Origin of the sequence: Chitinophaga sp. (assembly GCF_036569125.1) — a bacterium.
Taxonomy (GTDB): domain Bacteria; phylum Bacteroidota; class Bacteroidia; order Chitinophagales; family Chitinophagaceae; genus Chitinophaga.
The window spans coordinates 1-12125 of sequence record NZ_DATCRF010000605.1 but is presented as its reverse complement, the minus strand read 5'-3'; the positions used below and the strand labels follow the sequence as shown (position 1 = coordinate 12125).

At 49.5% G+C, this 12125-nt stretch carries 10 protein-coding genes and 1 pseudogene; 1 reads left to right on the top strand and 10 read right to left on the bottom strand.

Features of this window, described 5'->3' with window-relative positions:
- Positions 1 to 2070: xanthine dehydrogenase family protein molybdopterin-binding subunit (locus tag VIM87_RS22640; RefSeq protein ID WP_331999206.1), on the top strand; the 2070-nt coding region annotated here is incomplete at its 5' end.
- Between the two features lie 9 nt (positions 2071 to 2079).
- On the opposite strand, the gene VIM87_RS22635 is transcribed toward VIM87_RS22640, so the two are convergent.
- The 10 genes and pseudogenes from VIM87_RS22635 to VIM87_RS22590 form a co-directional block, all read right to left on the bottom strand.
- Entirely contained in the window at positions 2080 to 3063 is a 984-nt protein-coding gene (locus VIM87_RS22635) for a GlxA family transcriptional regulator (RefSeq protein ID WP_331999205.1), read from the bottom strand.
- Positions 3064 to 3089: 26 nt separating this feature from the next.
- Positions 3090 to 4073 carry a GlxA family transcriptional regulator gene (locus VIM87_RS22630; protein ID WP_331999204.1) on the bottom strand — a complete coding sequence of 328 codons (984 nt, stop codon included), beginning with the start codon at positions 4071 to 4073 and terminating at the stop codon, positions 3090 to 3092.
- 106 nt (positions 4074 to 4179) lie between these two features.
- Positions 4180 to 5022 (bottom strand): AraC family transcriptional regulator, encoded by an 843-nt coding sequence (locus VIM87_RS22625; protein ID WP_331999203.1) that lies wholly within the window; start codon positions 5020 to 5022, stop codon positions 4180 to 4182.
- Between the two features lie 28 nt (positions 5023 to 5050).
- Positions 5051 to 6589: a DHA2 family efflux MFS transporter permease subunit gene (locus VIM87_RS22620; protein ID WP_331999202.1), complete on the bottom strand. Its 1539-nt coding sequence runs from the start codon at positions 6587 to 6589 to the stop codon at positions 5051 to 5053.
- A gap of 38 nt (positions 6590 to 6627) precedes the next feature.
- Positions 6628 to 7215, bottom strand: coding sequence for a TetR/AcrR family transcriptional regulator (locus VIM87_RS22615; protein WP_331999201.1), 588 nt, complete (start codon positions 7213 to 7215; stop codon positions 6628 to 6630).
- A 60-nt stretch (positions 7216 to 7275) separates the two neighbouring features.
- Entirely contained in the window at positions 7276 to 7476 is a 201-nt protein-coding gene (locus tag VIM87_RS22610) for a KTSC domain-containing protein (protein ID WP_217605731.1), read from the bottom strand.
- Positions 7477 to 7779: 303 nt separating this feature from the next.
- Positions 7780 to 8070: a hypothetical protein gene (locus VIM87_RS22605; RefSeq protein WP_089907944.1), complete on the bottom strand. Its 291-nt coding sequence runs from the start codon at positions 8068 to 8070 to the stop codon at positions 7780 to 7782.
- Between the two features lie 146 nt (positions 8071 to 8216).
- Entirely contained in the window at positions 8217 to 9011 is a 795-nt protein-coding gene (locus VIM87_RS22600) for a DJ-1/PfpI family protein (protein WP_331999200.1), read from the bottom strand.
- A 67-nt stretch (positions 9012 to 9078) separates the two neighbouring features.
- On the bottom strand, positions 9079 to 10047 hold the full coding sequence (locus VIM87_RS22595) for a GlxA family transcriptional regulator (protein ID WP_331999199.1): 969 nt from the start codon (positions 10045 to 10047) through the stop codon (positions 9079 to 9081).
- 170 nt (positions 10048 to 10217) lie between these two features.
- A pseudogene (locus tag VIM87_RS22590) lies at positions 10218 to 12125 on the bottom strand (TonB-dependent receptor); the annotation flags it as partial.

Genomic DNA, 12125 nt, shown 5'->3' with positions numbered 1-12125 from the left:
TTACCTGACAGTCTTAAAGAATATTCCAACATAGATGCCTGGCTGGAAGTGCTGGCCAATGGCAGTGTGCGCGTATTTACCGGCAAGCTGGAGCTGGGCCAGGGCATACGTACTGCAATAGCGCAGATAGCGGCAGAAGAGCTGGAGCTGCCCATGGAAAAAGTAAGTGTAGCCCTGGCAGAAACAGCAATTACTCCCAATGAAAATTATACAGCAGGCAGCGCTTCTATTGAAACCAGCGGCATGTCGGTACGGTATGCTGCCGCAGCTGCACGGGAAAAATTATTGGAGCTGGCAGGCGCACAATTAAATCAACCGCCGGAGCAGCTGCACCTGGATAACGGTAAAGCCACTACGAAAAATGGCGGCCGATCCCTCACCTTTGCACAAATACTGAATGGCCGTAAGCTGAGCGGTGAAATAAAACCTGGTGTTAAGCTAAAACCTAAAAAAGATTATACCACCTCCGGCACACCCGTGCACCGGGATGATGTGCCGCAAATGGTTAAAGGTGCGCCCATCTATGTGCAGGACCTGCATTTTCCAGGCATGGTGCATGCGCGCATTGTGCGGCCCCCGGCCTATGATGCGCAGCTGCAGCATTATAATGAGCAGGCGGTAAAAGCAAAAGTACCCGGCCTGCTGAAAGTGGTGGCCAACGGCAGCTTCCTGGGTGTAATAGCTACCCGGGAGTATGATGCCGTACAGGCGCAAGGGTTATTATCGCAGCACGCTGTATGGAGCAAAGGCACTCCCTTGGCCGGCAGCCATAACTTAGCGGAGCACCTGGCTTCCCTGCCGGTGAAATCCGAAACAGTGCGGGAGAAAGGGCAAGCATTGAGTGCCCCTACCCTGCAGGCCCGTTATTTTAAACCTTATATTATGCACGGCGCTACCGGGCCTTCCTGCGCAGTGGCCTTGTATAATGAGCAGCAACAGCTGCAGGTATGGACGCACAGCCAGGGCGTGTATCCCTTGCGGGAAGCGCTGCAGCAGCTGTTACAGCTGCCGGCAGAACGTATTCATGTAAAAGGCGTTCCGGGCTCCGGCTGTTACGGGCATAACGGGGCCGATGATGTAGCGGCAGAAGCAGCACTGCTGGCCATGGCACTACCGGGCAAGCCTATACGCCTGCAATGGAGCCGGCAGGATGAACACGGCTGGGAGCCTTATGGTAGCGCTATGCTTATGGACCTGGCAGCTACGCTGGATGATAAAGGGAAAATTACACACTGGCAATATGCGCTGCGCTCAGACACCCATGGCGCCCGCCCCGGCGGCCAGGCAGCCAATTTATTGCCGGGCCGTTACATTGCCAAACCTTTTAAACCGGAAGGCGGCGGTTACGCCGGCGGCGCACGCCGCAATTCAGAACCGTATTACAATATTCCTAATCAGCACATCACAGCGCATGCTTTCAAGGGGCCGCTGCGCACGTCTTCCTTACGCAGCCTGGGCGCTTTTGCCAATATTTTTGCCATTGAATGTTTTATGGATGAGCTGGCGGAAAAAGCGCAGCAGGATGCATTTACTTTCCGGCTGGCACACTTAGAGGATGAAAGGGCTGTTGCAGTGCTGCAAAAATTAAAAACCATGCTGCCTACAACGCCTGCTACCAATGGAACAGCCGTGGGTATTGCCTTTGCACGGTATAAGAACACCGGCGCCTACTGCGCGGTAGCTGCACAGGTACACATTAAGCCAGACTATAGCATACAGGTACAAAAGATGTGGGCGGTGGTAGATGCCGGTGAGATCATTAACCCCGATGGCGTAAAGAACCAGACAGAAGGCGGCATGGTGCAGGCCTGCAGCTGGACCTTACGCGAGCAGGTTACTTTTGATGAACAGCATGTGACCAGTAAGGACTGGATCTCTTATCCCATTCTTAGCATTAAACAATCGCCCGAAGTAGAAGTAGCGCTGATACCACGCCCCAATGAGGAACCATTGGGCGCAGGCGAAGCCGTACAGGGCCCTGCCGGCGCAGCTATTGCCAATGCCGTGTACCGCGCCGGCGGCAAGCGCATACGGCACCTGCCTATATTACCGGAGAAGCTGAAGGGTTAACGCCAACGGCTATACGGCTACCGCTTCCTTGTTGTATTTGTTCCGGTATTCCATGGGCGAAAGTCCGGTAACCTTACGGAAAATAGTGCGGAAAGCCTTTACATCCGCATAACCTACATCGTACATCACTTCATTAATATTCTTACGGCTGGTTTCAAAGCTCTTCTTTGCAGCTTCTATTTTTACCCGTTGTATATATTCTGAAACCGTGTTGCTGGTGGCTTTCTTAAAACGGCGTTCCAGGCTGCGGCGGCCCATGGCAAAGGCGCTGGCCAGCTGATCTACCGTGATCCTTTCCTGGAAATTCTTTTCTATAAACTCCTGCGCGCTTTTTACCGCTTCATCTTCATGGGTCTTTTGTCCCTGGAATATAATAAAAGGCGATTGGCTGTGCCGGTCTATATCAATCATAAATGCCTTGGAGATAAAGATGGCGGTATCACGGTCCGTATATTTTTCGACCATGTACACCAGCAGGTTCAGGTAAGAGTAAGCGCCCCCGCTGGTATAAATACCATCTTCTTCTGTAATGATCTTGTTATCCACCAGGTCCACATCCGGGAACATCTGGCGGAACTCATTGGCAAAACGCCAGTGTGTGGCGCAACGCTTCCCGCTCATTAATCCGGTAGCGGCCAGGAAAAAAGATCCGATACAAAATGCGGCAATCTCTGCGCCGCCCCTGTATTGCTCAATGATCCAGGGAATTAATTCCTTGTTCTGCTCCAGGCCTATTTTCTGATCGCCGTGCAGCGCAGGTATAATTATCAGGTCTGTTTTGGGTACCTCTGATATCAGCAGATCGGGGTTTACGGTGTAGGTACCGTTGCGTTGTGAGGTATCTTTTTCAAGGCCTACCAGCTGTATGTTAAATACAGGATCTTCTCCCCTGTATTCCTGGAAATTGTTCACTTCCGACAGCACCTGGTGGGTACCTTCAATGTTGCTTAAGCTGGTATGTCCGCGTGGAACAAGGATGGATACATGTTTCATAACTAACAGTAATAAAGTTGTAAGGTTTAGGCTTCTAATACAATGGCTTCCCTGTTATATTTATTCCGGTACTCAATAGGCGTTAGGCCTGTAATTTTCCGGAAGATGGTCCTGAATGCTTTTACATCGGCATAACCTACGTCGTACATTACTTCATTGATATTCTTGCGGCTGGTCTCAAAGCTTTTCTTGGCAGCTTCTACCTTTACCCGCTGCATATATTCTACTACAGTATTGGCTGTGGCCTTTTTGAACCGGCGTTCAAAGTTCCTTCGTCCAAGATATAACATAGCCGCTAATTCATCGACAGTAATTTTATCTTGAAAATTTTGTTCTATAAATTCCTGCGCTTTTTTGATCAGCTCATCCTCATGTTCCTTCTGCCCCTTAAAAATTATAAAAGGCGATTGGCTTTGCCGTTCAATATCTATCTGGAAGGCCTTGGAGCAAAATACCGCTACATCGCGGCCGGCATATTTACCAATCAGGTGTAAGATCAGGTTCAGGTAAGAAAAGGCGCCGCCGCTGGTGTACAGGCCATTTTCGTCGGTAATGATCTTATCTTCCACCAGGTTCACTCCCGGGAACATTTGCCGGAAAGCATTGGCGGCCATCCAGTGCGTAGCGCAGGCCTTGCCCTGCAGCAAACCGGTGGAGGCCAGCAGGAAAGCCCCTACACAAAGGCTGGCCACTTCGGCCCCGCGTTTATATTGCTGCACGATCCAGGGTATAAATGCTTTATTATTTTCCAGGTTCTTTTGCATGTCGCCATCCATCGCGGGAATGATCACCAGGTCCGTATGGCCAACCTCCGATATAGGCGTGGCGCTTACCTGGTAAATGCCATTATATACCGGGGGTACGGCCCCCTGCGATACCAGCTGCACTTTAAACAGGGAGGCGTTTCCCATGCTTTCCAAGAAGGCATTTACTTCTGTAAATACCTGGCGCGGACCTTCGATGCTGCCTAATATTGCCCCTTCGGGAACAAGAATGGATATGTGTTTCATGCTATAAAATTAGACAGGCGCGCTGTCACAATCCGCCCGCATACGTGGCGTTTTTAGCCCCTGTAGGGATGGGCACTTGTCCAAAACAGGTATGTTAGCGGGGTAACTAACTACCTGCTATGCAGATATCCGATTGAAATTTAATGAATTGCGCAGGAGTCAGGTCCAGGAAATGCTTGAAGTCGTGTATCAAATGGCTTTGGTCATAATACCCGCATTGGTAAATGATCTCAAACCAATCCACAACGCCCCTGCTTTCAAAGAGCTGCAGCGCTAATGCAGCGGCCTGCTGAAAACGTTGGTACCGGCTCATTTCCTTAGCGCTGTAGCCTAAGTACTTTTTATAGTTCAGCTGTATGTTGCGCTCAGTTTGTCCTTTTTTACCGGCGATGGCTTTTACGGGGCTCAACACATCTGTGGAGCTGTTATTATCAAGGAGCGCTTCGGAAGCAGCTTCCCGCTGGCGCAAATACGCCCCCGCAAAATCCAGCACCTTTTCAACGCGCTGCTCCATTTGCGGCAGGGCTTTCAAGACTTCCCACAGCTCAGCAAAACAATGTTTCCGCTGCAGCAATGCATCGGGGTGTTGCAAATGATCGTGATAGGGTTGTAAGGCCGTACCAAAAAAACGGTAGAATGCATCCCATTTAAAATTAGCTACCAGCATTTCACTGCCGGCCGGCAGCTCATATTCAAACGCTTTTTTCAATGGGCCTAATACTGCGGTTTTGCCAACGGTCAGTATTTTATCACTCCCGTCCGGGTATAACAGAATAGGAGTCCCAAAATTAAATACCAGGATGGTCTGGAAAGTGGGCAGCAGCTTCTTGCGCAGGGATACCTGCTGCTTATTCAGCGCATAATAAAAAGGGTCAAATACCTCGTCCCATTCCGGGGCTACCGGTATCCGCTCACTGATATAACCATTTGCTGAAGCTGCATTTTCCATTGACCGCTAAAATACGCATATTATACTTTTAGTGATCGGAGAGTATTACCGCCGGTCTTGCCTGCTTACGCTGGCTGGCAAATAATAATAAGGGCAGCGCTACCAGGAAAACAGCGCCTACTATGAGGTAGGCATCACAAAAGCTTAACAGGCTGGACTGCCTTACCACCACGGCGTTCAGCATACCCAGGCCCTGCTGCTGCGCATCTGCAGCGGTAGCTCCTTTGCTCATAAAGTAGTGCGTATAGCCGGAAAGGCGTTGTACGGTAGCAGGATTGTATGCGGTGATGTTGGATACCAGGTCGGCCCGGTGCACGGCATTGCGCTGGGTTAAATAGGTATTAACCAGCGCCAGCCCAAAGGAGCCACCCAGCTGCCGCATCATGTTATTTAAAGCGGCGCCTTGCGGCATATCTTTCGGCTGCAGCGAAGAAACGGCCAGCATGGTTAAGGGTACGGTTACAATGGCCAGGCCCAGGGCCCGCCAGATCAGCGCTGTACTTATATCAAAACCGCTTGCATCCAGGTCCAGCCGCGACATTTTCCAGCTAAACCAGCCAAAGAAAATAATGCCGGTACCGATCAGGTACATAGGCGACAGGCCACGCTGCAGCAGCCGCGAGGAAACAATTAACCCACCTATGGCCATACAGGCGCCGGGCAATAATAACAGCCCGGTTTGGGAAGGCGTAAAACCTAACAGGCGCTGTGCAAATACCGGCGTTAAAAAAACAGAGCTGAACATACCTATGCCTGAAATAAAAGTGAGCACCGCTGCTATGCTCAGGTTGCGGCTTTTAAGCACCCGCAGGTTCACCACGGGTTGTTTGGTTTTTAGCTCCCACCATACAAACAGGCACAAGCCTACTATAGCCGTTACCGTTAGCCATACAATGTAACGGGTTTCAAACCAGTCTTCTGTTTCGCCACGCTCCAGTACCGTTTGCAAAGCGCTTACGCCCACAGCCAGCAGGAAAATGCCCAGCCAGTCTATTTTACCGCCCGGCTGCTTTACAACCGGCTCACCCAGCAATATGGAACATAAGGAGGCTACTACAATACCAATGGGCACATTAATATAAAAGATCCAGGGCCAGGAATAATACTCTGTAATATAGCCACCTAATGTAGGGCCAATGGTGGGGCCAATGAATACCCCAATCCCGAATAAGGCGCTGGCCACACTTTGCTTTTCTTTCGGGAACAGCTCAAATACAATGGCCTGTGATACGGATAACAGCGCACCGCCGCCCATGCCCTGCAAAAAGCGGAATGCCACCAGCATCCATATATTGGTGGCCTGCCCGCACATGAAAGAAAAGAAGGTGAAGGCAATCACCGAACCAATGTAATAATTACGCCGGCCCAGCAGGGTGCTGAGAAAAGTAGTAATGGGAATAATGATCACATTGGCAATGGCGTAGGAAGTTACCACCCAGGAAGTATCTTCCAGCGTAGCGCCCAGGTTACCGCTCATATGTGATAAGGCTACGTTTACAATAGAGGTATCTATGAGCTCCATCATAGCGGCGGTGATAACCGTTATGAGCAGGATGGTTCTTTTCATGTTTTTATACCGATCGGTATATTTTATAGTAAAAAATATTATTCGAGATCGTTGATCAGTTTTTCAACCGACTGCATAATGGCATTGCGGTAATTCATCTTGCCGGTAACCTTGGCGATCATAACAGCACCTTCCAGCATGGCAATAATGGTAAGCGCTATCTGTTCCGGATCTGCGGTGGTGCTGAACTCTTTGTTATCTATCCCTTTTTTAATGAGCGCTGCTATGCGGCTTTTCCAATGGGTAATGGCTGCGCTAACTTTTTCCTTTAAGGCAGGGTGCGTATCATCTGCCTCTATAGCGGTATTCAGCAGGGGGCAGCCGCCATCGGGAAAGGGATATTTCAGAAAATCCTTGTAAACATGCACATATACCAGCAGCTGGTCTTTCACCTTTTCATACCTGCTCATCTCCCCGCGAATGATCTGCTCAACCTGCGCACGGTTATGCTCAAACGCCGCCAGCGCTACTTCATCTTTATTATCAAAGTTGCCGTAAATGCTGCCTTTTGTTAAACCGGTGGCTTCCGTCATATCTGTTAACGACGTACCGGCGTACCCCTTCCTGTTGAAGATGGGCGCCGTTTTTTCAATAATAAAAGCCCTGGTTTTTTCTGCTTTGGACATAAGATCTTCCTTTAGCGAATACAAATTTATACCGAACGGTATTATTTACAAAATATATTTTCAGCCTTTCACCTTTACGTAGTCGTAATGCTTTTTAATGTGCTCGTTCAGGTACTTGCCTTTGGAGCCGGAGGTACGCATGGCCTCATATTCTTCCGGCGGCACGCCCAGGTAATCGTACACCATCCCGGATACAAATACTACCCGCAGGGTGGCTTTATCAGCATTATATTTCATGGTGGCAACAACGGTGGATGGCATACGCAACAGGATTGGTACCTTATTATACCATCAAAAATGAGGCCTTTGCTGCGGCGGAATGCCCATCAATGGCAATTGTTGGCCTGCCTTTAGTTTTGTTTGCCGCAAATACTTTATTGAAGACTTTGCTTGTTAGTTTGCAGCGACTGCAAAACCAATAAAGAGGAATAATAACCGGGAATAATGCTTATGAAAGCGAGGGGTTAACATCACTAAAATAAATGGCAAATGCTGGCCGCTGTAACAACGGCCAGCATTCCAACATGAACACCAGGTAAAGACTTCCTGAACGGGGTTAAACGGCTACTCTTCTTCGTCCTCATCATCTTCCTCGGCATCTTCATCCAGCCACTCCATGTAAGAATAATACCAATCCTCCAGTTGTTCCAGCAATTCCTGCTTTTTTTCCGGCTCATTATGGAAGAACTCATCTACATTATCCAGTTCTTCAACAATGTCAATGTAAGCGGTTTCTTCATCTTCCTCCACGCGTTTGGCAAAGAACCTTGGCTTTTCTGTGTGAAAGATGTATTCGTTGTCTGGATCTGTAATAGGATCGTCGGCGATCATAAACTTGGGTAACTGTGCCATCATTTTTTATTTAGTACTCAAAAGTACTCGATTATTGGATTACCAACAATGCAATTCTGTGCCGTTTTTTATGTATCGGTTACCCGGGTTATATACATGTGCCGGCGTGCTTTACAGTAAGCTTCGGCCCATGTTACGCCTTTGTTACGTTATTGCTGTTTGGCTACCATACCCTGGTCCGGCACCCACTTATCATACTCCATATAGGCGGCTACTTTTTTAGCCATTTCATCACCGCGCAGCTTAGCTACCAGGTGCAAAGCGCCGTCAATACCGGCGGAGATACCGGCAGTGGTGATCACCCGGCCATTGTCTACATAGCGTACGTTAGACAATACTTTGGCTGCTGGTACCACAGCCTGCAGGCCTTCTATACTGTCATGAAAAGTGGTAACGGTTAAGCCATCCAGCAAACCGGCCTTACCCAGTATAAAAGCGCCGGTGCATACGGAAAAATAGTGCTGTACATTGGTTTGCTTTTTCAGCCAGCTAATTACAGCGGTATCATTGGCCGCTTTACCTGCATCGCCGCCAAAGAAGGCCACAATATCCGCGGCCGGCGCGTTTGTAATATCATAGTCCGGCGTTATCCTTAATACGCCTTGCGCGAACAGCTGTTTTTTATCCTTTGAAACAATGAACACCTCAAAACCTGCGTAGCTAAACACTTCCAGCGGTCCTGCAAAGTCCAGCACCTCTACCCCATCCTGCAGGTAAAAAGCCACTTTTAAACGGCCCTTATCCGCCTGGCGGGCATGTTCTTCCCTGGTTTGTTTTACCAGCTCCATATTGCAATGCGTACACCTGCCGGGAGCAGTATAGGCAATATCATCACAGGCATTGTTGCAGGGCAAACAGTAATAATTGTCCTGCGCATGGGCCGCCTGCGCAAAGCCGGTTAATAACAGCAGGCATGCGGCAACATATAGAGAAAAGGTGCTCATGGGAATGTTGTTTTACGGGCTAAGGTAAAACGGCGCGCTTATTTTATACGGCCAAGGGAACGCAGTTTCAGGCCATCTTTTCCAGCCGGCGGGGTAATGCGGCTTCATATTTTTTCAGGAGAAAACGCAGCTGGTTCGTGCTTTTTAAGCCGCAGGCGCGTGCGGTGGCCTGCACGGTATGCCCTTCGCCTATCATATGGGCGGCCCGCTCCACGCGCAGCTTATCAACATACTGCCCAATGGTAATGCCGGTAGTTCTTTTAAACAGGCGGGTGAGGTTACGTGCGCTCATATGCGCATCTTCCGCTACCTCCTCAATATTCAGGTTTTGATCCAGGCCCTGCGCCAGCCGGTCCTGCACTTCATGGATCCGGTTTTCCAGGTGGTTACGATATTGCATAAAAATGCTGATCTGCGGATCCCCGGCTGTTCTGCGGGTAAACACCACTACTTCACGGGCTACCTGTGCCGCCAGTACAGAACCCCATAGCTGCTCTATCATATACAGCGCCAGGTCAATGCCGGAGGCTACGCCTGCGCTGGTAAAAATGGAGCCGGATTCCACGAACAAACAATTATCACGCACCTGCAGGTCCGGATATTTTTGCTGTAAACGGTCAATGTATTTCCAGTGGGTAGTACAGGCCCTGCCTTCCAGCAAACCGGCTGCTGCCAGTAAAAACGCGCCGGTGCATACGGAGCAGATGGTTACTCCTTTTGCATGCTGCTCCCGCAGCCATTGCCCAAAAGCGGCTGTAGAACGCAGGAATTTCTCATCCAGTAAAATGGCAGCTTCCAAACCGGGAATAAAGATGATATCCCCGGGGCGCAGCGCTATCGTATTATAATCTACCAGGTCAGAAAAATGCAGAGCGCAGCTGCTTTCAATGCGGGTATCTTTCGGGTCGATGGCCGCAAAGTAGGATTGCACCTGCACGCCATAGTCAGCGGCTTCATAGAACAGGTGCGCCGGCCCGGCAATGTCCAGCAAATGCACTTTGGGGGGAATGATGAATACAGCTTGCAGATCCTTCATAGTGTGAAGGTAAAAAAAGTCCATGGTCGATGGTCCATGGTCCATAGCATATTTCGTTGGATAAGTTTAACGTGAAAAAGCAAAGGGTCCATAATCTATTGCCTGTACATGTACTGGTGTTTAACATGTAAAAGGCAATGGACTATGGACCATCAACTATGGACTAAAAACTAAAAACTATACCTCAATCCCACCTGCATCTGCCAGCGGGAAGGCAGGTCGGGGCTGGAAGTAAAGGTTGAACGCAAAGAAGGATCAAACTGGTAAGTAGGCGCATTGCTGTTATAGTTAACAGACAATGGCTGGAAGTACCCGGAAGTAGTGGCGTACTTCACCACGCCCCAGCTGCTGTTGATCAGGTTACCCAGGTTCACAAAGTCAATGCTTAGCTGAATGGTCTGGTTCCTTTTGGCGCCTTTGATAATAAAGTCCTGCAGTATGCGCAGGTCCAGCTGGTTTAACCAGGGATTTTCACCGGCATATTTTTCCGTGTACTGCCCTTGCCTTTTGCGCAGGTATTTATCCTGGCTAATGAATTGTTTAAAGGCAGCGCGCTGCGTGGCGGCATCCTGTACTACGCCATTCACATCCGTAAGCGGTGTAAAAGGCATCCGGTCAATTTCCGCATTGGTAGGCACATACAGCAGATCGTTGGTGGCAGTGCCATCGTTATTAATATCACCGCCATACACATACGCAAAACGGTTGCCTGAGTTCAGGGAACCGAATAAGGATACTGTGGTGGCCAGCTTTTTATTTTTTGCATAGCTCCATTTTTTAGAGGCAGCAGCTATAATGCGGTGCGTATTGCCATACAGGGAGGTTGACAAGATAGCGGCATTGGCATTGTTCAGGATGGGGTTACGGTCAAATGCATCGCTGGATATTTCTGCAGAAATAGAGCTGGCATCTTTTGCGATCAGGTAGTTATAACCGGCCATCAGGTATAAGCCATTCTGAAAATATTGCTGCGCCTGGAAGCTGGCGTTAAACTGGTAACCTACGCTGGTATTGGTAAATACATAGGCGTTGGCAGGGCCCTGGTCGGCAGGCAGGTAGATCTTACGGGTATCGCCGGTGCCGGAGTTAAGGGTGCCGGTAGGCGTGCCCAGCTTATAGTTACGCACCATCATACCATTTACATCCTTGGTATAGGCCAGGTCCACGGTGAACACGGTACCGAATGGAATGCGTATATCCGTACCCAGGTTAGAGCGCCATACCTGTGGCCATTTAAAGTCACGGGCCGTTACGTTAAAGAAGGTGCTGTCGGGGTTACCGATCTGGTTACCCACCCATACAAACGGAAAGCGGCCGGTGAACAAACCGGAACCGCCACGCACCTGCAGGGTCTTATCGCCCATCACATCCCAGTTAAAACCTATGCGGGGCGAGAAGAGTGGCTTGCTGCTGGGAAAGCGGGTATTATCTATCTCCTTGCCTACGCCATTGGTAAGCCGGCGGCCATTGGCATCAAATAAGATCATGTTCTTATTGTTAGCCACAGTGGGTTCGCCTTCAGTAAAGGTGCCGGCAAAAGTGCCATCGGGATTTATGTTGGGCGAACGGTAGCTGGCATTAAAATAGAACGGCACATCTATCCTTACGCCATAGGTTAAACGAAAACGTTCAGATACCTGCCATTCATCCTGCAGGTAACCGGATAATTGACCTACGGTTAAATAGTACCAGGTCCATTCACCGGCGGCGGCGCGGTTGCGGGCATAGTTCACATCCACATCCAGCGGGTAAGCGCCAAATACTACATTGCCGCCCCTGGGCACTTCTGTGATAAAGGTATTAATGTCTATATCCCCGAACAACGTAGGCCCGTAACCGGTAAGGTTAAAGGAGTTGCCGAACTTGTAAGATTCAAAGGAAGCACCGGCTGTGATTGTGTGCTTGTTCATGAAGATGTTGAAGTTATTGGTAACCTGGAAGGCATCCTGGTTCAGGCGGTTGTTAATGGAAAACGGTTCATGCCCGGCAACAATATAACGTACGCCGTTTTTGGAAATGTTCACCACAGGGAAAGGTGCAGAGAACGGGTTACGTTTATCCCTGAACAGCGTATACAC